18 protein-coding genes are annotated in these 23,650 nt (G+C 56.2%); 2 read left to right on the top strand and 16 right to left on the bottom strand.

The window, feature by feature from the left end; all coding sequences use genetic code 11:
* Positions 1-789: 789 nt before the first annotated feature.
* The 13 genes from J4772_RS19855 to J4772_RS19915 form a co-directional block, all read right to left on the bottom strand.
* Positions 790-1,908 carry an S-layer homology domain-containing protein gene (locus tag J4772_RS19855; protein WP_209071087.1) on the bottom strand — a complete coding sequence of 373 codons (1,119 nt, stop codon included), beginning with the start codon at positions 1,906-1,908 and terminating at the stop codon, positions 790-792.
* Positions 1,905-2,630, bottom strand: a complete 726-nt coding sequence (locus J4772_RS19860) for an S-layer homology domain-containing protein (protein ID WP_209071088.1) — start codon at positions 2,628-2,630, stop codon at positions 1,905-1,907. The genes J4772_RS19855 and J4772_RS19860 overlap by 4 nt, the downstream gene beginning before the upstream one ends.
* Positions 2,631-2,831: 201 nt before the next feature.
* Positions 2,832-3,152, bottom strand: coding sequence for a FliH/SctL family protein (locus J4772_RS19865; protein ID WP_116062265.1), 321 nt, complete (start codon positions 3,150-3,152; stop codon positions 2,832-2,834).
* Positions 3,149-3,451, bottom strand: a complete 303-nt coding sequence (locus tag J4772_RS19870; protein WP_209071089.1) for a hypothetical protein — start codon at positions 3,449-3,451, stop codon at positions 3,149-3,151. Before J4772_RS19870 ends, J4772_RS19865 begins: the two co-directional genes overlap by 4 nt.
* Positions 3,448-3,783, bottom strand: coding sequence for an alpha-helical endospore appendage domain-containing protein (locus J4772_RS19875; protein ID WP_209071090.1), 336 nt, complete (start codon positions 3,781-3,783; stop codon positions 3,448-3,450). The genes J4772_RS19870 and J4772_RS19875 overlap by 4 nt, the downstream gene beginning before the upstream one ends.
* Before the next feature lie 29 nt (positions 3,784-3,812).
* Complete coding sequence (locus tag J4772_RS19880) at positions 3,813-4,103, bottom strand: nucleoside-diphosphate sugar epimerase (RefSeq protein WP_116062262.1); 291 nt, start codon at positions 4,101-4,103, stop codon at positions 3,813-3,815.
* A 235-nt stretch (positions 4,104-4,338) separates the two neighbouring features.
* Positions 4,339-5,721 (bottom strand): glycosyltransferase family 2 protein, encoded by a 1,383-nt coding sequence (locus tag J4772_RS19885; protein ID WP_209071091.1) that lies wholly within the window; start codon positions 5,719-5,721, stop codon positions 4,339-4,341.
* A gap of 18 nt (positions 5,722-5,739) precedes the next feature.
* The gene (locus J4772_RS19890; RefSeq protein ID WP_209071092.1) at positions 5,740-6,843 is read right to left on the bottom strand and encodes a high mobility group family protein; all 1,104 of its coding nucleotides are present in this window, start codon (positions 6,841-6,843) and stop codon (positions 5,740-5,742) included.
* A complete protein-coding gene (locus J4772_RS19895; protein ID WP_209071093.1) occupies positions 6,840-7,565 on the bottom strand; it encodes a sugar phosphate nucleotidyltransferase in 726 nt (241 codons plus the stop codon). Before J4772_RS19895 ends, J4772_RS19890 begins: the two co-directional genes overlap by 4 nt.
* 44 nt (positions 7,566-7,609) lie before the next feature.
* Positions 7,610-8,347: a glycosyltransferase family 2 protein gene (locus J4772_RS19900; RefSeq protein WP_209071095.1), complete on the bottom strand. Its 738-nt coding sequence runs from the start codon at positions 8,345-8,347 to the stop codon at positions 7,610-7,612.
* Positions 8,344-9,231, bottom strand: coding sequence for a family 2 glycosyl transferase (locus J4772_RS19905; protein ID WP_209071096.1), 888 nt, complete (start codon positions 9,229-9,231; stop codon positions 8,344-8,346). The genes J4772_RS19900 and J4772_RS19905 overlap by 4 nt, the downstream gene beginning before the upstream one ends.
* Positions 9,232-9,451: 220 nt before the next feature.
* Positions 9,452-10,318 (bottom strand): glycosyltransferase family 2 protein, encoded by an 867-nt coding sequence (locus tag J4772_RS19910; RefSeq protein WP_371822908.1) that lies wholly within the window; start codon positions 10,316-10,318, stop codon positions 9,452-9,454.
* A 235-nt stretch (positions 10,319-10,553) separates the two neighbouring features.
* The gene (locus J4772_RS19915; protein WP_209071099.1) at positions 10,554-18,017 is read right to left on the bottom strand and encodes a WIAG-tail domain; all 7,464 of its coding nucleotides are present in this window, start codon (positions 18,015-18,017) and stop codon (positions 10,554-10,556) included.
* 221 nt (positions 18,018-18,238) lie between these two features.
* On the opposite strand from J4772_RS19915, the gene J4772_RS19920 reads away from it, so the two are divergent.
* Positions 18,239-18,604 (top strand): ArsR/SmtB family transcription factor, encoded by a 366-nt coding sequence (locus tag J4772_RS19920; protein ID WP_209071101.1) that lies wholly within the window; start codon positions 18,239-18,241, stop codon positions 18,602-18,604.
* A 59-nt stretch (positions 18,605-18,663) separates the two neighbouring features.
* Here the strand turns inward: J4772_RS19920 and J4772_RS19925 are convergent, their stop codons facing one another.
* Positions 18,664-19,812 (bottom strand): glycosyltransferase family 4 protein, encoded by a 1,149-nt coding sequence (locus tag J4772_RS19925; protein WP_209071102.1) that lies wholly within the window; start codon positions 19,810-19,812, stop codon positions 18,664-18,666.
* Positions 19,813-20,076: 264 nt separating this feature from the next.
* Here J4772_RS19925 and asd point away from each other — a divergent pair, with 264 nt between their 5' ends.
* Complete coding sequence (gene asd / locus J4772_RS19930; RefSeq protein ID WP_209071103.1) at positions 20,077-20,868, top strand: archaetidylserine decarboxylase; 792 nt, start codon at positions 20,077-20,079, stop codon at positions 20,866-20,868.
* 222 nt (positions 20,869-21,090) lie between these two features.
* Here asd and J4772_RS19935 read toward each other — a convergent pair whose 3' ends face one another.
* Entirely contained in the window at positions 21,091-21,876 is a 786-nt protein-coding gene (locus tag J4772_RS19935) for a helix-turn-helix domain-containing protein (RefSeq protein ID WP_116062251.1), read from the bottom strand.
* On the bottom strand, positions 21,869-23,428 hold the full coding sequence (locus tag J4772_RS19940; protein WP_209071105.1) for a MocR-like pyridoxine biosynthesis transcription factor PdxR: 1,560 nt from the start codon (positions 23,426-23,428) through the stop codon (positions 21,869-21,871). Before J4772_RS19940 ends, J4772_RS19935 begins: the two co-directional genes overlap by 8 nt.
* Positions 23,429-23,650 lie beyond the last annotated feature (222 nt).

A 23,650-nucleotide genomic window follows, 5' to 3' on the forward strand; every position in this document is an offset into this window, starting at 1 on the left:
AGCCTTCAGCACTGTATTGTGCATTCAAGAATTTACCCACTTTTAGATAACCGTCACCATCATTAGAACCCTTACCTGCTTCAATAATTTCAACATTTCGTGTTTCAGGAGTCGATTTTATTTTTGAGATCTGAATCGATGAAAGCTCAACGTCTGCTTTTAAGATTTTCTTTCGATAATCAGACATATCCACTTGAAACAAAAAGAAAGCGGTAGGAGATGGAATATCCTTCTTATCTGTCACCGCTCTACCGCTGGTATCTCGCAAGGTGAACGGGATCGGCTCCGCTTTTCCTGTCCCCATGTTATATCCTATAGACGGAATTAAGCCCGGACAAGCCGAAGGCATTCGTGTGCATCCAGAGGTTTCAGGTGTGTACTCAAACCGCCAATCGGTAATGCCTGTTCGCCACTTTTTACCCGCTGAATCCCGATAGATGATATGACCGGGATTATAATTATTCAGGTTCATGACATCCCGCTTGATGCCGTCTATTTTAGGCAGCTCAAGAACTCCGTTCCTGAGCTTTCCCCACTCTTTCTTAGGTGTCCCGTCGTTGACCTTAACCTCCCAGGTGTGGACCTTCAGTCCCGGAACGTTTAAATCGACTTGTTGACCAACTATTTCCTTAACCGAACGATAGAATTTTCCGTTCACGATACTCCCGCCAAAATCCACTTGAACTGTCTTGCTCTGGGCGGCATACGACTGCTCAGCAGGGAAGGCGACCGCTCCGACGAAGACGGTCACCATGAGGAGCAACAACAGTGACCTCATCCATCTTTTTTTCATCGGGGATCAACCTTCTCCGATAGAAAGACTTTACTACGGGTCACGTAATTGTAGATTACGATACCAAATTTTCCGTTTTCGATTTTTGGGCGGTTTTCAACATCCTCTTTCTTGATGGTCATCATATACCAACCGTCTATCTTCTGAATTTTATTCGTATTTATGGTCGGCACGAACTTAATAGGGGATTGCTCTTTTACGTCCGGATGGATCCCCGCGTATCTATAAATTGGAGATTCTGTCGTGATCTTGAACGGTAAACTCCATGAAGAGCTTGCTTGTTTAATCGTATTTTCAACATTAAGATGGAGGGCAATCACATACTCATTTTTGGTAGCTGTACTTCCATCCTGCTTCATAACCTTCGGAAACCACTCCCGATAAGCCCCCTCCTTATCCCCCAAGTCCACAACAAGCATTTGATCGATCTCGACGTTCAGCTTGCTTCCCGCGTTGATCTTAAACGGCAAAGGGACCGCCTTCATGCCCCACATCGTCTGCAGATTCGTGCCGCTCATTTCAACCTCGGCATAGGAAGCAGCGCGCTTATCGGCTTCCAACGTCTTACCTTCCTTCACCGATAGCATCCGGTCGATTATGACCGCGGCCTGCGCGCGGGTCGATTTCTCATTCCCGCCAATCTCGCCCTTGTCCAATCCGCGAATGATGCCGCGCTTCGTCGCTTCATACATCAGCTCTTTGTCACTGGCGTTGCGGAGTTCGGGATCGAGCGCCCGGACGATGAGTCGCGCCATATCGAGCCTGGTCGACGGCTCAGTCCAGCTTTTGAAATCGGAAGAATTGTAAATCTTCTCTTTCGCAACGACGGAAACATAAGGATCAAACCATTTGCCTCCGCTCTGCTGGGGAATCTCCATTTCAGCTGCCAGCGCAACCATCTTGATAAATTCGGCGCGGGTGACATTCGCGTTCGGGTCGAAGAGATTGCCGGGTTTGCCGTTGATAATGCCCTTCCCCGCAGCCTTATAGACGGAAGCCGCCGCCCAATGCGTGTCCGGCAAATCTTTGAATCCTGCCGATTTCTCTCCTTCTGCAGCTACTGAAACAATAGATGTAATCAAGAATAAGGATACGAGAACAATTAATTTTTTCATTCCTGTTCCTCCTCCAAAGCTTCGATTTTCGTTGCAGCAAATGTTTTGCCGGTAGAACTGAACGTTAGCAGTCGCTCCCGCGTCAGCGGATCAAGAGTTCTAACCTCCAAAAAGCTCTCGATCATAACGACCGTCTCCGATCGAGTAGCGATGCGGTGGATCTGCATCGTTTGATCCGGGTAGCCGTTCACAACGCCCGAGCCGTAAGCCAGCGCGATGCCAGGCACGTCCCGATTCTGAAACTGCAGCCGATCGGCAAAAGGCATATCGTCTTTCTTGAACGCCCCGAAGCTCTCCAGATACTCCCGATACGGAGCCTCAAGCGCCAACGCCCGAGAAAGCATCCGGATCATCTCAATCCGTTTAATCGGCTTGGCGTAATCCGTCGAGTCCGTCTCGTCCAGCAGCCCAAATTCTAATGCGGCCGATATGTAGCCCTGATACCAGGGAAGCCCTCCCTGAGAATGCGGCAGACGAAGCGCATCCACGAGCATTTTCGTAAACTCTGCACGAGTAACGGGGGCTTTGGCATTAAAAGTCCCGTCCGGGTAGCCTTCCACATATCCCTGAGATATGGCTCGTTCGATCTGACTCCGCGCCCAATGACGCTTGGAGATATCCTTGAACAACGGCTCCGCAGTTGCAGCGGTAGCCCCGACTAATCCCGATACCCCGCACGAAGCGACGCTCAACCCGACGAACAAAGCTCCCATTTTCCTCATCACCGATCCCCCTTATCCATTGAAAATTCGTCCAAATGGCGATAAAAAAGCACCAGCAAACAAAGGGATGTCTCCCCTAGTCGGCGTGGTGCTTCCTCGCGTAAAATATACTGTTTTTAGTTAATTTATTACATGAACTACAATATTGTCAAGGCGAAATTTGCCAAATTATCGGTTTTCGTCCCGCAGCGCTTGTTCCGATTAGACCTGTTGCTCATACCCTAACTGGTGACCGTCCTCGAAGCCTTTAGCAAAACCGACGTTGTACCCCTCGTTATACGCTTGATTAAAGCCTGCTTGATACGAGGAGCCTCCTCCTGCTGTACCGGCATTCCGAGCCCTTCCGACGCGCCTTCTCCCCGCTGGATTTCTTCGAACGCTGCGCCTGCCGACCACCTTACGGGAACGAAGCTTGCTTTTGCCCGATCTGATCTTCCCTCTGCGTAAGGGTCTTTTGCCGCTTCTGCCAGCAACGGCTTTCTTCCTCCCGCCAATGCGGGCGGAACGCGATTTGCCTTTCAATTCGGAACACCCCCGGTCTCTGAGCTAGCTTGCTTGCACCTCACCGCTTCGGATAACCAAGGAGCGGCTGGCGTTCCGGCGACGGGCGGGCGCCAGCTTTGTCCGGTTACCGATCTAAGCAGCGCCCCCTGCATTCCATTCAGCACTCGCACATGCTCCTGTAGAGTCGAAGGAGAGACGCCGACATGCTCCGTCACATCCGCTGCATTTTCCAGTATTCTCGCTAATGCTTCCTGGCTTCTAGAGATCGCGCCCATGAGCTGAAGCTTGATTTCCCACTCCCGATCCGACCGATTCATCTGTCGCGCTCTCCCATGTCATAGCCTCCGAACATGGAGTTCATGCCGTCGGACTCCTCCGTATCCGGGTTAAGGATCGCTTTCATATTGCGGCTCAACCCGTTGCACAGCTTCGTTAATCCGTCCAGCACCTCGATGTTCTGTTCGTTCCACTGGATACAGGTCGATAGTTGGTCGTTATGAGCTTCGTAGGTATCGTTAGTAATATGAGTGCAGAGCCAATTGCGAACCTTTTCGGCCTCCGCGGCTTTCGCCTCCAAAATCATGGCTACGTTCCACTGCATCTTCGCAATTGCGTCGAGCGTGAGATGATAAGCTTCCTCCCGATTCATTTCATCTCCCCTCCTTTCACCGCGCGCTGCTATTCCTCGTCGTTGGAATCTCCCATCGCCTTTACGACGTTGGTCAGACTATCGGCGACGGCTTCCTGCAAATCCGCAAGACTGTTCAAATAAGAAATAACGTTCTTCGTTACGTTGGACGAGCTATCCAGCAACCCGCTTAATCCGTTCAACTGAGGATGCTCATCCGGCAGCGCTTGGACGAGATGGGCCATCCGTACGGCTACGTGCCTTTTGGCATCCAATATTCTGGCCATTTGCTGATGGGATCTGGAGAGGTGGACGACGATTTCAGTCAACAATTCCTGCATGACAGCCATACCCTCCCTAGGCAAAATGCATTCTCGCGCAACCAGCCGCATACGTCCAGTTCTCTACAGCATATGCCGCCAATCAGCGCTTGCCACAGGAGCAAAAGCCTACATTGGCGCGCCTCTGCGCCCCGCGAAACGCCAAAAAGGCCCATCGTCCGCCCATAAAGACAGCAGACAATAAGCCTGGCCGATTCGCATCGTGCGGGGCACCGGGCATTCTCGTCCGTCCCCCTTACAGCACTTGCTTAAGCATGGGAGGGGCGATAATCGGCAGTCCTTCCTCCGCTTCCGACAATTGGACCAATGTGATCGTTCGCGACGGTTTGAGATGCAGTTGCCAGTATCTCATCACTGAAGCGCTGACGATTTTCCGGGCTTTGCCGTTCTCCGCATAAAACAGCGTTCCATCCTCCAACTGCGCGACGCCGGATTCCCAGCCGGAAGCGCCGTCCAAACCGCGCCAGCGCGCTTCCACTTCCTGAACGGGGATCGGATCGCCCAGCGGCCAGCGCTTCAGGTCGATCTGCGACAGTCTAACGGCGGGAAAAGTAATCGAGCCCTCCACAAGCCGTCTCTGCCCCTTTTCCACCCAGTAGTAGTTCGCGCCAACGCCTTGCACCACAATTCTTTCGGGGTAAAAAGCGCCCGAATGATACGCGGCCCCCTGAGTCCAAACAGGCTGTCTGCGAACTTGCTGGATCCATTCGTAAGGGTCGTGCCATTTGTCCATGAAATATTGCTGATTGCGATCGTTGACTTCCTGGAACCTGTCTCCCAGCGCCTTCATGCTGACGCTGCCGAAATGATGAATAAACGTGTCCTGGGCCATGACCAGACTTTTTCCCGACAATCGAACGCGAATATTGTAATCGTCATCTTCGAAATTGCCGATCTCAAAGCCTTCGTCGAAATAGCCGATCCCTTCGAACAGCTCGCGCCTAAACAGCAAACAGAACCCCGTCAGTCGATCGGTTCTGAGCCACCGGGACGGATCCGAACGGTTGTATTCTCTGGCGAAAGCGGGCATATCGGCTATATCCGTATAAGGAACGTCGATCTTCTGCTGGCCGCTGATATAGTTCGTCATAGGGCCGACCATCCCTATCGTTTCATCGCTGTTGAGGCACGCCATTAAGTTATCGAGCCAATTTTCCGTTACCAGCGTATCGTTATTCAGCAGCACGATCGTACTGCCTTTCGCCATCATCATCCCGATGTTGATCGCTCCGGCAAAACCGAGATTTTTGTCCAACGCCCTGAACCGAACCTGCCCGCCCAAATTCCGCAAGTAATCCGCCGTCCCGTCGGTCGACGCATTATCTACGACAATAATTTCATAAGACAGATCCGTATTGTCGAAAATGCTCTCAATGCACATTCTAATCATGTTTAATTGATTGTAGGTGGGAATAACGATGCTCGTTCCTTCGAATAAAATCGGGTAGCTTTGCAAGCCGGACTGTACGCCCTCGCGGTAGCCGTCCCCGAATCCCTCCTGGTAGCGGGTTTGCCGAGCTTCGCGCTGCCGGCGGAGCCGTCCGCCGACCGCCCTTGATCCGGTGCGGGAAAACCTGCGCCGTTTTGCCCGCTTGACCCTTGTCTTTGTCGCAGCCATTTTCTCGCCTCCATGCTCCTATTGCCTTTCAGGCTGAGCAAGACCGGCCATTCGATCGGCCAGATGACCGAAATCGAACGTCACCTTGCCCCCCATTCCGGCCAGATGAACCGTTATCGGAATCGCCGCTATTCCCGCGGCTACCAGAGCGATGTCATAGTCGTATTGCATCGCTTCAGCCACAACTCTGGGAACGTCCGCGTAACCGTTAACCGGAGTAACCACCCCGACCACTTCCATCCCCTTCTCAAGCAGCGCCTCCCGGAGCTGCAGCGCCACATTCCCGATGATCAATAGTTTGCGTCCTTGGAACAACCGGAGCAGCAGCCCCTGCTCCTCCATCAAATAGTTCATCGTGGATGTCGTAAAGCGAAGCTGTCTATAATCGATGCCATGGGCGCGGAGAGTGGCGAACAGCAGTGGCTGAAAATGGGGATGACGAGACATCGGCACCCCGATTAACGTAGCCACCTTAATGCATTCCGCCAGCTCATCGCGAGCCGCCAGGTTCGGGATCGTTACGCCCGCATAGGGGAGAAAATCTCCTTCGCGCCGGACCTCCTCAAGAGAAAGTACCTTCTCTTGGGCCAATGTCAGCAATTCTCCGTCTCCCAGACGAATGAAGGCGTAGGATCGCCTCTCGTTAAGGGCCGCTGCCAATTCGTCGTAGACCGTAGCGCTGTTCAGCAGAGGAATGCCTCTTTTTTTTAGCGATTCGACTCCGGCGGAGACAGCCTCCCTTGCCGTGATATCCGGGATAATCATATCCGGCGGCAAGTGCTCCTCCAGCATGCGCTCCCCGCCCTCGATCAACCCTTCCTGAAATCCTTGCTCGTAGCTGCGCTGCCGCTCCCGGAACGATTCGTCCCCTTGCTCAAGCTGAGGTTTGGACACGATGGGGGTTCTGCGTTTGCTGCCGACCCGCCTTCGGCGTGAGCGGGCTTTCCCTTTCCCCGGGGCAAGCTTACGCACTTTTTTCTTCAGCGGGAGTTTCCCCTGCTTCGGTCTAGCGACTGGTTTAGCGGGCTTTGGCTTGGCGCTTGTCTTGGCCGGAGATTGCGGTTTCTCCGCTCTGGGAGCGGCAGAGGCGACCGCCGGCTTGCGCAAGCTTGAATGCATCATGTGATCGCCCCCTTCAATCTCCTTCCCGCTTCTTCCAAAGACTCGAACGTACCCGCATCCGTCCACCAGCCGGTCAATTCGCGATAGGTCAACTTGCCGGATAAGGCGTAAGCATTGTTGACGTCTGTGATTTCCAGTTCTCCCCTGCGGGAGGGCTTAACTCTGTCAATCATTTCGAACACTTGCGTATCGTAAAAATAAAGGCCGGTCACGCAATAATCCGACTTCGGCTGCTCCGGCTTTTCCTCGATCGTCACAATCCGTCCGCTCTTCTCATCCAGCAGCGGGACTCCGTATCTGTGCGGATCGGCTACTTTTTTCAGCAGCACCATGGCTCCTTCGGATTGTTTGGCATATTGCTCGCAATAAGGCTTCAGACTTTCCTCAAACAAATTGTCTCCTAGCAGCACGACGAATTTATCCTTTCCCTTCATCACCGGACGGGCAAGCTCCAAAGCCTGCGCGATCCCTCCGGCCTCCTCCTGAACCCTGTACACGATCGATACGCCCCAATCCTTCCCGCTACCCAAAATGTCCGCAAAGCTGCCGAGAGAGCCCCGATTGGTCACAAGCACGATATCTCGAATACCGGCCTCTCTGAGCTTAGTAACGCCGTGGCAGATCATCGGGTACGTTCCGATAGGGAGCAGATGCTTATTCGTCCAATAGGTGAGCGGCTTCAGACGAGTTCCCGTGCCGCCCGCCAATATGACAGCCTTCAACAGCGATACCTCCTCATGTTAATGAGCCTGGAAAGCCCGTTTTTCTAGACAAAAGCCCGAGGATCAAGCTGCCATTTATCCATAAACAATCGATAGTTCCTTTCGACAAGATGCGCCTGCTCCTGGGAGCCTTCTCTCTTAAAGCTGGCGCTTCCCTCGTGATAGATCAAAGCGTCGTGGCAGACCAGCAGTCCGAATCCGTAAAGTCTTGCTCTTAAGCAATAATCATCATCCTCGTAGTGTCCCGGCGAAAATCTTTCGTCCAGCATGCCGATTTTCTCCATCAGCTCCCTGCGAAAAACGAAGCACAAGCCGACGATCCGTTCGACTCGCTTCCATTTTGCCGGATCCGGTACATTTACGGCTTCTGCGATTCTTTGAAATTCCTCCAAGTCCTCGAACGGATAGTGGACCTGCTGCGAGCCGCTGGCATAGTTTGTCACCGGGCCGACAAGACCGACGTCCGGGGAACTGAGCAGTGCCGTGGACAGGTTATGAAGCCAATTCGACGTGACGACCGTATCGTTGTTCAGCAGAACGATCGTATCCCCGGAAGCAAAACGCATCCCTTTGTTGCAGGCGACGGGAAACCCTTCGTTACGCGGCAGAGAAACGAGCGTTATCCTTTCTCTCAAGCACCAGGCCGCCGTTTCGTCCCGTGAGCCGTTATCTACGACGATGATTTCATGCGGTTGGTCGGTGTACCGACGTATCGATTGCACGCACCTTTGCAGCAAATCAAGGCCGTTATAAGTCGGAATGATAATGGAAGTTATGGTCATGTCGCCCACTCTCCCAATATACCGCGGTTGCGCATCGTATCTGCGAAATGCATTCGATCCCCTCTAACGCTGAGCGCCTCTCTCCAAGCCTCGGCATGGTCTCCGGCAGCCTTCTTCCATCCGGAATCGGAAAAGCCAGGCAGCCCTCCGGCTCCGACGAACCCTCCCGTTCCGAATTTCAGACCTTTCAGTATCGCTTGTGCATGCGCCTTTACCGGTACGGACAACGCGCCGGCGCCAAGTGTATCCAAAGCATTCCGGGATAATGCGAAAGGAAGCACAGATAACGAATTGATCTTCAGATCCTCTCGCTTCAAGCTTGCATTCAGAAACTCCTGCAGCCGCTCAACCCCCTTGCGATGGCGAAACGTCCTCATCCTCGCGCCGAGATCGTTCAGAACGACGTCCAGCTTCCCGTCGCATTCCCATAGGAATCGCGCGAGCTGCTCGGCTCCGACGACATTCGCTCCATCGACGAACAGCACTGTGTCCGCTCCGGTTAGTTTAACGCCCAGAGCCCGTCCGATGTCGGGATCTACCCGATCCGGCAAACCGACGACAATCGCATTGCCTAATCCTCTGGCCAGAGAGAAAAGACGCTCTGTCGGCTGCCCTGCAACGACTACGATTTCGTGCAGCGGCAGAAGCTCTAATTGAGATAACGTCTGAACGAGAGCATTCTCGTCCTCTCCCGCGCACACGACAGCCGACGCTTTCGTCTGAAGGGGAATCGGACATAGGGCGACGCTCATTCCCGCTCCCTGCATAAACCCTGCTGCATACTGCTTTCCCCGCTGCAGCGTTTGCCGCCATTCCACCCGGCCTTTGCCGCAGGTTTCCCGAAATCTCCGTTGCCAGCTCTCGCTAATCGCTCCTCGTAGCATGTCTGGCGTTCCAGAATGGCTTCCTCGCCATGCCGATCCGGCGCTAGCTCCTGCTACAAAATCGGAATAGGGTCCGGAGCGCTTCATTGGCCTCTTTCGTTTTGCGGCGCCGGCTTTTCGGGGAAGCTTCCTGCTGTGGGGAGAAGACGAGCGGATCGGCCTGCGCCGAACGCGAGACCGGGCGGCATGTCTGGTTAAGCTGAGTTGCTTCTTCATCTCGCTATCTCACCATCCCTCTTTGGCGAAAACCGTCTTCGTAGCCGCCTCTGAAGTCCGTATGCCTGAGCCACCAATGGATCGCCTCCAGGTGGTCGCCAACGATAAGCGGCTCCAGAGAGTTTTTGCGTTCCCTTTTCAACCTCACCGGATTGAGCTTTCCTACATTAATCGGGGCGACTCGCGCCACGTTTAATCCCTGCCTAATCGCCATCGCATGCGCCAGCGGCGGAACGGATAGCGGCGAACAGCCGATTGTCGTCAAAGCCCGACGACTGATCGCATGAGGAATGGCCGTCATCGAAGCCCCGGCCAAATCCGGCCGTCCAAGCAGCGTGTTCAAAGCATGTTTGGCCAGAACGACGCCGTGTACGACAGGAAGATCAACCGGGCCGGAATAATCGTTAAGCGCTACGTCAATTCCCCGTTCTACCGAGTCGACGAAGACTTTGAGCTTTGGGGCAGGAATCAGCATATCCGCATCGATGAACAACAGGATATCCCCAACCGCTTCTCTTGCTCCGATCGATCTGCCGACATCGTGACCGAGCGGCCGATCATAGACGATCACCTTGGCCCCGCTTCTTCTGGCAATATCCAGAGAACCGTCGGTCGAGCCGTTGACAACGACGATCACTTCCGTATGCGGATGAACCCGAAAGGCTTCCCGTACGACCTTGCGCAGCGTCCTCCTCTCATTCATGACCGGCACGATCACAGAGACGCGCGGCGACTGCCAAGAATCTCCGGACGGGCGATTAATTTTCCTGGATTGCTCCTGCACGGAAACCCGGCGACGAATCGGCCGTTTACGTCCTTTACCCGCGAATTTCGGTTTGCGAATGCGAGAATGGCTTTTCCCGCTGCTGATCGCCAATCCATTCACCCCCTCAGGTTCGGGCAAAGGTATACAAGACATTGTATGTGTGACGTGTCCCTGCGCAACGGCACATGTACTGCCGTTGTTCTCGATGTACCACTCCGAGCATCTGAAACACTTATGTCCACTGCTTCTTACCATACCGAAAAAGCTAATTTAAACGTCAGAACGACCACCTCCCCCGCAACGATGAGCTGAGGAAATGGCCGTTCGACATCACGCGAAACTATGAATTTGCTTTACTGCCGATCGCAATCCATTGAATGGCCCCCTGAGGATCAGGGCCCAGCCGCGTTCTAAACACAATCAACTCTGCTTCATGAGGACGTTTCTCGGCAAGAATACAGTTGCAAGCTGGATGATCCGACATTGATACCAATGTGTAAGAATTGTCGGCAAAAGCTCCCGGAAACGATACAATTAATCTCATCGATTCGTTTCCGCCTTGAAACGAGTAGGATTGGTTGCCGAACAGTACGCCCACTCCAGGCCAAGGACTTGCCACTGGAGGGAAAACCAGCTTTTCTTCGCTTACGCTACCATCCGCCAGATGCTCGCTCGTTACGCTGCCTGCTTTCAGCTTCGATCCGTTCACGCTGCCGTCTGACAGATGCTTGCTCGTTACGCTGTCTGCTTCCAGCTTCTCTCCGCTTATGCTGCCATCTGCCAGGTGATCGCTTGTTACGCTTCCGAGCTCCAGCTTCGCTCCGTTTATGCTGCCATCAGCCAGATGCTCACTTGTCACGCTTCCCAGCTCAAGCTTCGATCCGCTTACGCTTCCGTCAGCCAGATGATCGCTTGTCACGCTTTCCAGCTCAAGCTTCGATCCGCTTACGCTGCCATCCACCAGATGCTCGCCTGTTACGCTGCCCAGTTCAAGCTTCAGTCCGCTTATGCTGCCGTCCGCCAGGTGATCGCTTGTCACGCTTCCGTGTTCCAGCTTCGCTCCGCTCACGCTGCCATCCGCCAGATGCTCGCTCGTTACGCTGCCTGCTTCCAGCTTCGCTCCGCTCACGCTGCCATCCGCCAGATGCTCACTCGTTACGCTGCCTGCTTCAAACTTCGCTCCGCTCACGCTACCATCGGCCAGATGTTCGCTCGTCACGCTTCCGTGTTTCAGCTTCTCTCCGCTTATGCTGCCGTCTGCCAGATGATCACTCGTTACGCTACCTGCTTCAAGCTTCGCTCCACTTACGCTGCCGTCCGCCAGATGTTCGCTCGTCACGCTTCCGTGTTTCAGCTTCTCTCCGCTTATGCTGCCGTCTGCCAGATGATCACTCGTTACGCTACCTGCTTCCAGCTTCTCTCCGCTCACGCTGCCATCCGCCAGATGCTCACTCGTTACGCTGCCTGCTTTAAGCTTCGCTCCGCTTACGCTGCCGTCAGCTAGATGATCGCTCGTCACGCTACCTGCTTCAAGCTTCTCTCCGCTCACGCTACCATCTGCCAGGTGCTCGCTTGTCACGCTTCCCAGCTCAAGCTTCGCTCCACTCACGCTGCCTTCCGCCAGATGCTCGCTCGTTACGCTGCCCGCTTCCAGCTTCGCTCCGCTCACGCTGCCATCCGCCAGATGCTCGCTCGTTACGCTGCCTGCTTCCAGATTCGCTCCACTCACGCTGCCGTCAGCCAGATGATCGCTCGTTACGCTGCCTGCTTCCAGCTTCGCTCCGCTCACGCTACCGTCCGCCAAGTGCTCACTCGTTACGCTTCCGAGTTCCAACTTAGCCCCGCTCACGCTACCGTCCGCCAGATGCTCACTCGTTACGCTGCCTGCTTCCAGCTTCGCTCCGCTCACGCTACCGTCCGCCAAGTGCTCACTCGTTACGCTTCCGAGTTCCAGCTTAGCCCCGCTCACGCTACCGTCCGCCAAGTGCTCGCCTGTTACGCTGTGTGCTTCCAACGCACGAGGGGCGCTCTCGGCCAAGGCAACTGCCGTTGTTTGCATCTGTTGCAGTTGGTGGAGCCGTTCGCGAACTTCCGGAGCAAGCTTCGACTCGTTGACGCTGCCATCGGCCAACTGCGCATCGGTCACGGACTGCGGCTTGAAGTGGCTCGTCGTAATCGTCTGCTCGCCCAGATGATAACCCAGAATGGAACGAGGAATGATGTGCGACGAGCTTACGCTTCTTGCAGCAAGCTTTTCCCCGTTTACTGCGCCAACCGCCAGCTGCTCCGTTCCGATGTCGCCATCCCGCAATTTTCCGCTCGTCACGGACCCGTCGGCCAGTTGTTCCGTCCCTACCGCACCTGCCGCCAATTTCTCCGAAGTGACGGCTCCCGCGACGATTCGATTTGTCGCAATGTCCTCTCCGGCAAGTCGCAAATATTCGAATAAAGGCAAGGACAGATTTTCTACCGCGACAGCTCCCTGGCCCAGCTTCAACGTCGTTATCGCACCGTCCGCCAGCTGATCCGTCCCGATACTGCCGTCTGCCAACTTCTCAGTCGTCACCGCTCCGGCCGCAAGCTTTGCCGTTTCAACCGCGCCGTCCGCCAAAATGCTCGAGACAACCGCACCTTCCGCTAACTTGCTTGTTTCGACACTGCGCGGCGCCAGCTTATCGCTCGTTACTGCGCCGTCGCCCAACTTCTCGGAAATTACCGCGCCTCTGCCCAGCTTTTCGGATGCTACAGCTCCGTCCATCAGTTGGCTTGCGCCGACGCTTCCTCCCGCGAGCTTATCGGTCGTGACGCCTCCGTCGATCAGCTTCTCCGTCGTGACGCTGTCATTCGCCAAGCGGCTCTCCGTTATTGCGCCAATCTCCAGATGTCCGGCCGCTACGCTGCCGAGAGCCAGCTTCCGAGCCGTAACCGCACCGTCCGCAAGCTTGCCGGTTGCGACCGCGCCTTCCGCAAGCGACTCTGTCTGTACAGCCCCTTCCGCAAGCTGCTCCGTTCCCACGCTCCGCTGCGCCAGCTTCTCGGCCGTCACCGCTCCGGTCGCAAGCTTGCCGGATTCAACAGACCCTTCCGCCAACGACTCCGCGCGCACGGCACCGTCCGCCAGCTGCGCTGCTCCGATGCTGCCATCCGCCACTTTCTCGGCCGTTACCGCCCCATCCGCAAGCTTGCCGTTCTCAACAGACCCTTCCGCAAGCGACTCCGCCTGCACTGCCCCGACTGCCAGCTGCGGCGTTCCAACGCTCCCCAGCGCCAGCTTTGCAGCCGTCACCACGCCGTCTTTAAGCTTGGCGGACGCCACGCTTCCAGGGCTTAAAATATCTTCGGTTACCGAGTTGAGCACCAGTTGACTCGTGCCCACGCTGCTGCCCGCAAGCTTGTCGGTCGTCACGATTCCGTCCTGAAGCTTCTCGCTCGTAATGCTGCCATCTGCTAAAGACTCTGTGACGACCGCTCCCGGAGCCAAATGCCACGAGCTCACGCTGCCGTAGGCCAATTTCTCCGCCGTCACCGTGCTGTCCGCCAGCTTCTCCCCGGTCACCGAATCTTCGGCCAGAATATCCGAGACGACTGCTCCTGCTGACAAATGCGAAGTGCTCACGCTGCCGTAAGCCAATTTAGCAGCCGTCACCGCGCCGTCCGCCAGCTTCCGTTCCGTTACGCTGCCTTCGGCCAGCAGATCCGATGTGATCGCGCCTACGGCCACCTGCCAAGAGCCCACGCTCCCATAGGCCAGCTTCTCCTTAGTCACAGCGCCATCCAGCAGCTTATCGGTCGTTACGCTGTCGTCGGCCAGAATGTCCGTCGTCACTGCTTCTGTCGACAAATGCGAAGTTCCCACGCTGTCGTAAGCAAGCTTATCCGCCGTTACCGCGCCTCCGGCCAGCTTATCCGCCGTCACGCTTTCGCTTGCCAATATGTCCTCCGTGACCGCGCCTTCCGCCAACTGCTCCGTTCCGACGCTGCCGTTCGCAAGCTTGTCGGCCGTTACAGCTCCGCGAAGCAGTTTCTCCTTCGTCACGCTGCCGTCGGCCAAAATCGCCGCCGTTGCGGCGCCGAGCGCAAGCTGCTTCGTGCCGACCGCGCTTTCCGCCAGCTTATCTCCCGTAATTGTCCCGTCACGAACTTTGTCGTTCGATACGCTGCCATCCGCCAGCAATCGCTCGACGATCGCGCCTTCCGCAAGCTGCCTCGATCCAACCGCACCCTCCGCCAGTTGATCCGCCTGCACGGAGCCCGGCGCAAGCTGAGCCGTTCCGACGCTGCCGTCCGCGAGTTTAACGCCGGTAATCGAATCGTCGGCCAGTTGATCCGCCCCGATCGTACCTGGAGCAATTTTGTCCGCGGTCACCGCGCCGGCCTTCAACTTGGCGCCCGTTACCGCGCCGTCGGCCAGAGCCTCTGTCGTCACTGCGTCTTCTGCAAGCTGTTCGACGCCTATGCTCCCGCAGGCAAGCTTCTCTGTGGTCACGGCGCCGTCCGCCAGCTTATCCGACGTAATTGCCGAATCTGCCAGCTTGCCGGTGGAGACGCTGCCCGCTGCCAGCTTATCGGCCGTTACGCCCTCGTCGGCCAGCTTCAAGCTCGTAACGGACCCGTCGGCCAGCTTCTCTTCCGTTATCGTCCGATCTTTGACGTGGACCGAGCTGACCGCGTTCGGCTCCAGCCTCTCCGCATCGATGCGCCGCTCGCCGTTTTTGGCCAGCGCAAGCAAATCGGGCGCAAGATGCGAGATGGACACTGTGCCTTTGCGAAGATGAAAGCCGTGCACCGCCTCCGATCTCAGATGCTTGCCGCTGACGCTTTCGATCTGAAGATGCTCCGCGCCGACACTGAGCTGGGCCAATTTTTTGGAGGTTACGATGCCGTCGGCAAGCTTATCCGCCGTAATAGCAGAAGGCTGAATCGCGGCCTCTTGCACGCTTCCTGCAGCCAGATGCCGTTCGCCCACCGCTCCTGCGCCGATATGCACCGACTCGATCGAGTCCCGCTTCAAGTGCGCAGATGAAATCGACTGTTCCTGAATATGCTGCTCCTTCACCGATCCCGGCGCGATTTTGCCGCCGTCCACGCTATTGGCCGCAAGCTTGCCCGGACCGACGATTCCGTCGTTCAGATGAAACTCGCGAATGCTTTTTTCGGCCATATGCACGCTCAGTACGGATTGCTCCGCCAGATGCCGGCTTTCCACCGAGCCCATGGCCAAATGCGGCGATTTAATCGAGCCGTGCGAAAGTTTATCGGATGTTACAGCGCCATCTTCCAAGCTTGCGGACGATACGACCCCTTCGCTTAAGTGAAGCTGCTTAACGGATTTGGGCTTCAAATGCTTTGAAGAGACTGACCCATCAGCCAGAGCGCGTCCCGTTACGGCCCCGCTCTGCAAGGCTTTGTCGAACACCGCATTCTCCGACAGCTTATCGGAGCCTACGCTGTCGTCCGCCAGTTTAGCCGAAGTTACTGCCAAATCAGCGAGCTTATCCGTTGAGACGCATTCGGGAGAAAGCTTAAGCGATGTAATCAAATGATCTGTAAGATGATGGGAGTAGACCGCCCGAATGCCGATCTGCCGTTCGCCGACAGCCCCCGGCGCGATGTTCTTCTCCATCACGGCTTCGATTTGCAGCGAAGACGCGCTTACCGCCCCGTTCGCAAGATGGGCGGCTTCTATCGCTCCGGCGCGGATGTGCTTACCGCCGACCGCATCCGCGGCCAACGCTCCTCCGACGACAGACTCGTGACCGAAATGATGCGGCCTCAACGCTCCTGTCGCCAACTGCTCCGACGTGACGCTTTCCCCGGCCAAATGCTCCGTTTTGACGGCGGCAGCCAACAGATGCGCGCTGCCTACGGAGCGTTCCGACAATTTGGCGGAGGTTACGGCGCCTTCGGCCAACTGTATTGGACCGATTGCTCCCTCCGAGACATGCGTCGGCTGAACGGAGCCCGGCGCTAATTGCCCCGAACCGACCGAGCTGTCTGCGAGATGCTCTCGTGCGACCGAACGCGCCGCCAAATGCCGGCTGTTAACCGAATGCTCGGCGAGGTGGCGTACTTCTACCGCTCCTTCGGCCAGCTTGTCGGACAGAACGCTGCCTTTGGCGATATGCCGCGATTGCACGGCTTCGTCTCCGATTTTTGCGGAAACGATGCTTTGATCCGCCACCTTCGTTGACGTGATCGCATGATCGACGAGCTTCAACGTTGTAACCGACTGGTCCGCCAGCTTCGAAGCCGTAATCGATTCGTCCTGCAGATGCCTCGTTTTAACGACTTCGTCCGCGAGATGATCGGCCTTTACCGTTCCCGGCCGAAGGTGTTCTGCCTGAACGGACCCCAGTGCGAGCTTGTTTCCCGCCACCGAACGATCCGCCAGTTCCCTTGTCCCTACGGCCCCGTCCCCGAGATGCTCCGCCGCGACGGCCCGCGGAGCCAAGTGCTTTCCCTGAAGTGCGCCCAACGCCACATGATCGGCAACGATGAGACCTTCGGTCAAATGCTGGGACTCAATCGCTCCCCTTGCCACTTTTTCTTTCGTCACCGTTCCGTCGCGAAGCTTGGAGGTTGTCACCGATCCTTCGGCCAGCTTCGAAGTGTCGACGATTTCATTGGACAGATTCTCGCTTCTGATCGCTCCGCTGCGAATTTTCTCCGATGTTATGCTCTGGTCCTGCAGCAATTCCGACGTAATGACGGACACGTTCAAATGTTTGGATTGTATCGATCCTTCGGCGATTTTATCCGAGCTGATCGTTCGGTCCGCCAACTTCTCAGACGAGACGCTTCCGTCGCGAAGTTTCTCTCCCGTAATAGAGCGGTCGCGGATTTTCTGGCCGGAGATCGCGTTTTTGGCCAGATGGTCCCCGACGATCGATTCCGAGGCCAGCTTGGAGGTCGTCACCGAACCGTCGGCCAGCTTGATCGCCGTTACAGAGAAATCCGCCAGCGAATCGGTGTGTACGGAATCGGCTGCCAAATGCATCGCCTTAACTGCGAACGGAGCCAGCTTCTCGCCCGTAATCGCCTCGTCCGCAATATCGTCGGTATAGACGACGGGAGTCTGGCGCGACGGCATTCTTTTCTCCTTAAGCTTGGCATGCCGCGCCTCCCGCTCGGCAGCATCCTCCTCGTCCTGCTCCTGCTGGACTTCTTCTCTCGCAACTCCGTCCTTCAAGCCTTCGTCCTGCAAACTCGAACTTCCGCTTTCCGGCCCCACGCTCTTCGAAACCTCGCCTTGCAAAACTCGCTTTTCCGAACCTTCGCCTTTCAAGCCTGCCCTTTTCAGTCCTCCAACTACCGATCCTTTCAAGCTTCCGCTTCTCAAGCCTCTGCCTTGCGGATCTTCGCCCTCCGCCGCAACGTCGCCGGTCATCATCGCAGCCAGTTGATCCGTCGACTGGACGCTTTCCGAACGCAGGGCTTCGACAACGGCCACAATATCGGGCTCCATGAGCTTCTCCGGCAATTCGGCTGCGTGAAACGCCCCCGTAGCGATCGCAACGAGCTCCTCCGTCTCCTCGGGAGTCGATACCGTTTCCGTTAATGCCGACCCGACGTCGCTTCCGGTTGACGCCGGAGCCGGGGCCTCGGAGACGCCCGACTTCGTCATGTCGCTATGGGCTGGATTTCCCGCTGGTCTCTCCGGCGCATCGACGGCCGATCCGTGTACGGCCATCGGCTTCGATTTTTGTATGTCATCCAGCCATTTCAGCTCGAGTTTATTCGGATCGTCGACGTAGTATAGCGGTTTGCGCGATTTCGGAGATTTGCCCGCTCGTTTCTTTTTCATGTCCCTCTCCTTCCTGTTCATCGAAATCTTCAGTATCATATGCATTCACCCATGGGCGCGTCACGCGGATAGGCGTCCGTCCATTTTTTTCGTTCATTCCTCCGTCGCCCGCAACGCCCCTCGCCTCCGTTTTGCGGCTTGGAGCCGCCGCCTTATTTCCGTCGTTCTCTTGTTGCGTTATAATGAAAGAACTATCGCAACCATCCGCAAGGGAGATTAACATGGATAAAATCGCGCTGATAAGGTCGGAAGAAGGCTGCGCACATTCCGATCTTCCGCTGCAAGAAGTCAAAAAGCTTATGATCACCGAAGACTCCGCCAGCCGTTTGGCCGAGCTGTTCAAGGCTCTTGGGGATCCGACGCGAATCAAGCTGATCGGCGCCCTGCTTCATCGGGAGCTATGCGTGCACGATCTGGCCGCCCTGCTGGACATGGGCCAGTCCGCCGTGTCCCACCAGCTCAGATATTTGCGCAACATGCGCATGGTCAAACGACGCAAAAGCGGCAAAACCGTCTTCTACTCGCTCGACGATTCGCACATCGAACAAATTTTTTTGCAGACGCTTCAACATCTGGAGCACTCATGAGAAAAAGGCGCACGATCCTCCTCGCAAGGGAGATTCATGCGCCTCTTTTTGGCGTTTTTTTATTCCGACTGGAATTTGAGCCATCGTTCCGCAGTATGCCGCCATTGGAAATCCCTCAGCACCCGTTCCCTGCCCCGAAAGCCCATTTCCCTACGCATTTCGCCGTTTGTCAACAGAAAACCGATTTTTCCCGCCAGCTCCGCCGAAATCTTCTCGCGCTCGGTGGAAACGAGAAACCCGGTATGTCCGTCCACCACGATTTCCTTCATTCCGCCCGCCCGGGTAGCGACGACGGGAAGCTCCGCAGCCATGGCCTCGAGATTGACCAGCCCGAAAGCTTCCTTTCCGACGGAGGGCACCACGGCCGTATCCGCCATCGCGAACCAGCGAGGAATATCGTGATGAGAAACATACGGTTGAAAATGAACATGATTTTTCAGACGGGCGGCCATACGATGAAGTCGCCGCACATGTCCCGTCTCGCGATGCGAGCCGTATCTCGCGCTGCCGACGATCACGATCAGCGCATCGGGCACGGCCGCCAATATCGACGGAACGGCGGCAAGCAAATATTTAACGCCTTTCTGGGGAACGAGACGTCCGACATAAATGGCGATCGGACGATTCCCCCATCCGTAACGGGAACGCATTTCCTCGCGGACGGCCGCCCCTTCCAACGTCGATCTGCCGTAAAATCTCGAAATATCCACCCCAAGAGGGTTTACGCGGATTTTATCGGACACATTCGGCACGTACGTTCTAACGTACGTGCGAAGAAACTCGCTGTTCACCTGGATGCGGTCGGCTGCTTGCAAGCATCTTCTTCTTTGGACAGGGTTCAAATAAGGAGAGTTGATAAAAGTAGTGGAATGCAAGTTAAGCCAGATTCGGCTCCGCGGAAACAGCCGCTTTAGCCTGGGAACCCATAGCGGACGGTTCTCCACCTGAATGACGTCCGGTTTCGAACGGGCTAGCCTGGCGCATACCCTGTTAAAATAGTCGCTCTTGTTCGCTCCGGGGAATCGCTCTACCTTTATGCCGCGAAGACTCCCCCGTGCGGGCAGCCTTTTGCCTTTTCTGCCGTAGATGGTAGCGTCGACGTGGGGCAACAGCTCGGGAACGACCTTCTCGACCACGCGTTCGACGGAGCCTCCCATCGCGGAAGGAACCGGGAAAGCTCCCGGAGTAATAAATGCGGCTCTCAGCATCGTTCCCGCCTCCCTCGTCAGCCTTCTAGGCCGTCGCTTCAGCATATACGGAGGAGAGCAAAAAAGTTACGGCGCCTGCCCGCAGCCCAAGCAAAAACAGCTTCGACGGCATGGACGCCGGAGAAGCTTTGCGGAGACGATTCAGACAAGGAGATACGAGAAACCTAATCTTGCTGAATCGTAAAAAAGGGGCTATTGCACTTTACGCGGCGTTATGTCACAATTCTCGGGAATGAATCTATCGATAAAGGAGTGCTCGGCCACATGACTCGTTGGCTGCTGCGCATGATGACGGAACTGTCGTCGCGCAAGTTCATATCCCGCATGACGGGGCGCTTCGCCAAATCTTCCTTTAGCCGGCGTCTCATTCCTCGCTTTGCGGCGATATACAACATTCCGGTCGAGGAAGCGGAGAAAGCGATCGGAGAATACCGTTCGCTCAACGACTTTTTTACGCGCAGACTCAAGCCCGGCCGACGGCCCGTCGACGCCGCCGCAGACTCGCTGACCAGCCCGGTGGACGCGCTCATTACCGGCTGCGGAGTGATCGAAGACGGCATGATGCTGCAGATCAAAGGACAAGATTATACGGTCGAGGAGCTGCTTAACGGCTCTCCGAGAATCGCTCAATATCGGCGCGGATACTTCTGGGTGCTCTACCTGAGTCCGACGGATTATCATCGCATCCATTCCCCATGCGACGGAGATATCGTCGAGAGCGAGCACATTGCAGGCAAAGTATATCCCGTCAACGAATTCGGCCTTACCTCTATGCGCCGCGTGCTTTCCCGCAACGAGCGGCTAGTCTCCTACATCCGCCACGAGCAGGGAGAAGTCGCCGTCGTCAAAGTAGGCGCGATGAACGTCAGCAGCATTCGTTACGTCGAGCCGAAGCCGCGCCGGCTTCGCCGAGGGGACGAGCTGGCCTACTTCGAATTCGGTTCTACCATCGTGCTGCTTTCGGAAGACGGCACCTTAAACCCACGCCCGGATTTGAAGCTAGGCTCCAGGGTTAGCATGGGCGAACGGCTCGGAACGCTGGTCCCGAAGTCTTAAACCGGCCATACGCATGAAGAAAACCGTCCGATCCCGTTAATTGCGGGCCGCGGACGGTTTTTTTTGTCTGCTGGGGCGTGTATGCAAACCCGCTCTGAGGTATCTTTCATCCCCTGCTGCGTCACTTTTGTTTGACGTACCCCCGGTACGCCTTCACAAAAGTTCCTTGCATGGAACGAAAATTCGGCCAAATCTACTATCCTCGGAGTATGCATACACGCCCTAGCGAATTTCCGAAGGGCTTTTGCCCGTATACTGCTTAAACTGCCGGCTGAAGAAAAAAATGTCCCTGTAGCCTAACGCGTCGGCGACCTCGGTCACGTTCATGCCCGCATGGAGCAGCAGATGCTGCGCGCGTTCGATTCTTGCCCGGATCATGTAGGTTTGCACAGACATGCCGATCAGTTCCTTAAACTTGATCGAAAAATATCGCGAAGACAGCCCCGCGCGCTTGCCCAGATCCTCGACGCGATGAGCTTGGCCGGGATGCTGCAAAATGTAGTTCGCGACTTCCCGAATGCTCTCGCTTAGCTGATTGCTGACTTTCCGCTCGACGGGCTCCTGCCTGTCGCAGCGCAGCAGATGGATGATCAGCTGCTTGAGAATCAGCTGCGCTTCGATCTCGGCCGCATAGGTTTTCACCAGAAACAGGCGTACGTATTTGGACAGCAAATGCTCGAAGTCGAACGTATCCTCCAATACGCGGTACGGCACCGGAACTTCCTGGGCCGGCTCGGCCGTATCGAAGTGAATGTACGTGAGCACAAGCGGCTTCTGCGGGTTGTGCGTCGCCCACGTATGATCCCCTTTTCGAAAAAGAAAGCAGCTGCCCTTGCCCAGTTCGTACATCTTCCCGTTAAGAGACAGCTCCCCTTCGCCGCTCCATACGTAGAAAATATCGTAATTGGCAAGCGGCTTCTCCCGCTTCTGCCATTTCCACCCCGGCTCGCACGAAATTTTCGCAAAGGCGGAATGTAAAACAAACGACTCAGGCGCTAGATTAATCATGAACGAAACCTCCTTGTTCCGGCTTTGCTCTTAGCTCATTCAGCGCCAGAGCCGCCTGACGGATGCGGCGAACGCCTTCTTCAATCTCCCTTTCGCTCAGATGGGCGAACCCGAACAGCGCCGAAGGCGGCGCCTTCTCTTCGAGCGACCCTCCGATCGGAATATCGTAAGCCGATCCGTCCCTCCATATCGCCCCGCTTCGCGCGCACTCCTCGACCAATCGGCGGTAATCCTCTTCCGCCCCTTCCCACTTTGCATACACATGCAATCCGGCATCGGACGGAACAGCCGTGAACAGCTCCTGCAAATCCGCAGTCAGACTGGAGCGCAGCTTTTGCTCGAGCTTGCCGAGAATGCGGCGCGTCTTGCGCATATGCCGGTCGTAGCCGCCGGAGGACATCCAGCTTGCCAGCGCCTGCTGCTCCGCAATCCCCGTCGGATACGGATCGTAAAGCTTCTTCGCCAACAGGAACGGCTGCATCAGCTCCTTCGGAACGACCGCGAAGCCGATTCTCATGCTGGCGCTCATCGAGCGCGAGAACGTGCCGACATAGACGACTCGGCCTTCCCTGTCCAGCGACTTGAGCGGCTCGATCGGACGTCCGCCCCAGCGAAAGTCGCTGTCGTAATCGTCCTCGACGATCCAGGCGCCGCGTCTGGACGCCCATGCGAGCAGCGCCTGTCTGCGCTCGTAGCTAAGCACGACGCCAGTCGGGAAATGTCGGGTCGGCGTGACGAACAGCACCGACGCCTCCCAATCCCGAGGCACGATGCCCCCGCCGTCCGTCCGCTCTGCAATAACGGAAGCTCCCGTTGTCATCACCGCGTTGCGAATTCCGGCGTAGCAAGGATTTTCGATCACTGCGGACTTGCCTTCCTCCAGCAGCAGCTGCGCCAGCAGAGCGATCGCCTGCATGGAGCCGGAGGTAATGACGATATCGTCCTCGCGGCACGGAATGCCCCGTTCCCGACGCAATCTGCCCGCGATTGCCTTGCGCAGTTCCAGGCTCCCTTCAGTCGCATGACCGTCGGCGTGGCCGGACACTCCGAGACTCTTCCACTGCTGGGCGACCTCCGCCTTCCATTCCTGCCATGGAAACCGCTCCGGGCCAAGCCCCGACGGTACGAACGAGATTGCTTCTTCCCGTTCGGGCTCAAGCGTCGGAATGGGCGGATGCGCCGCTTGGGGGAGATCGAGCAAACGGCGGCCCCATTTCGTCAATTGGGCGTCCTCCATCGTCGCATCGATTCCGCACGCCGCTCCATTTAGGTAGACGGCTGACTTTGTCGCCGACTCCCAGTCCGCTCCCGCCACGAACGTCCCCTGTCCGACGCCAGTCACCACGAAGCCTTCCGCCGACAGCATCTCGTAGGCCAAGCTTACGCTTCCCCGGGACAGCCCGTACAGTGCGGCCAGCTGTCTTGTGGACGGCAGCTTCTCCCCCGGAGACAGCGTCCCTTCCATAATCGCCTCCCGGATGGCCAAATACATCGCCAGATGTTTGCTGCCGCAATCGGCCAGCTTGGCGGAATACGCAAACGGTGATGTCATCGGCTTCCCTTTCCTTATCAATGGACTAGTCATTTTACTCTAAAATGTATCTTTTCTGTTGTCAATGTGCGGCGTGCACGATTTCGCAATCTAGCGCAAGCTTCCCTTTTCCAAGCCTTAATTTAGCTTGCCCCGCAACCTGCTTCTTCCGCTCAATTCGCATTTGCGAACGCTCGCTCACAAGGGCGATCCGCCTATGAAACGAATTGGTGAAAAGTGATA

This window comes from Cohnella sp. LGH (assembly GCF_017671885.1).
Classification (GTDB): Bacteria; Bacillota; Bacilli; order Paenibacillales; family Paenibacillaceae; genus Cohnella; species Cohnella phaseoli.

Excerpts from the sequence above, each read along its gene's own strand:
- J4772_RS19935 (WP_116062251.1), bottom strand. The coding sequence starts at position 21,876 with ATGATTAATCTAGCGCCTGAGTCGTTTGTTTTACATTCCGCCTTTGCG.
- J4772_RS19905 (WP_209071096.1), bottom strand. The coding sequence starts at position 9,231 with ATGCTACGAGGAGCGATTAGCGAGAGCTGGCAACGGAGATTTCGGGAA.
- J4772_RS19890 (WP_209071092.1), bottom strand. The coding sequence starts at position 6,843 with ATGATGCATTCAAGCTTGCGCAAGCCGGCGGTCGCCTCTGCCGCTCCC.
- J4772_RS19885 (WP_209071091.1), bottom strand. The coding sequence starts at position 5,721 with ATGGCTGCGACAAAGACAAGGGTCAAGCGGGCAAAACGGCGCAGGTTT.
- J4772_RS19915 (WP_209071099.1), bottom strand. The coding sequence starts at position 18,017 with ATGAAAAAGAAACGAGCGGGCAAATCTCCGAAATCGCGCAAACCGCTA.
- J4772_RS19900 (WP_209071095.1), bottom strand. The coding sequence starts at position 8,347 with ATGACCATAACTTCCATTATCATTCCGACTTATAACGGCCTTGATTTG.
- J4772_RS19925 (WP_209071102.1), bottom strand. The coding sequence starts at position 19,812 with ATGCTGAGAGCCGCATTTATTACTCCGGGAGCTTTCCCGGTTCCTTCC.
- J4772_RS19940 (WP_209071105.1), bottom strand. The coding sequence starts at position 23,428 with ATGACATCACCGTTTGCGTATTCCGCCAAGCTGGCCGATTGCGGCAGC.
- asd (WP_209071103.1), top strand. The coding sequence starts at position 20,077 with ATGACTCGTTGGCTGCTGCGCATGATGACGGAACTGTCGTCGCGCAAG.
- J4772_RS19855 (WP_209071087.1), bottom strand. The coding sequence starts at position 1,908 with ATGAAAAAATTAATTGTTCTCGTATCCTTATTCTTGATTACATCTATT.
- J4772_RS19860 (WP_209071088.1), bottom strand. The coding sequence starts at position 2,630 with ATGAGGAAAATGGGAGCTTTGTTCGTCGGGTTGAGCGTCGCTTCGTGC.
- J4772_RS19920 (WP_209071101.1), top strand. The coding sequence starts at position 18,239 with ATGGATAAAATCGCGCTGATAAGGTCGGAAGAAGGCTGCGCACATTCC.
- J4772_RS19880 (WP_116062262.1), bottom strand. The coding sequence starts at position 4,103 with ATGCAGGAATTGTTGACTGAAATCGTCGTCCACCTCTCCAGATCCCAT.
- J4772_RS19875 (WP_209071090.1), bottom strand. The coding sequence starts at position 3,783 with ATGAATCGGGAGGAAGCTTATCATCTCACGCTCGACGCAATTGCGAAG.
- J4772_RS19870 (WP_209071089.1), bottom strand. The coding sequence starts at position 3,451 with ATGAATCGGTCGGATCGGGAGTGGGAAATCAAGCTTCAGCTCATGGGC.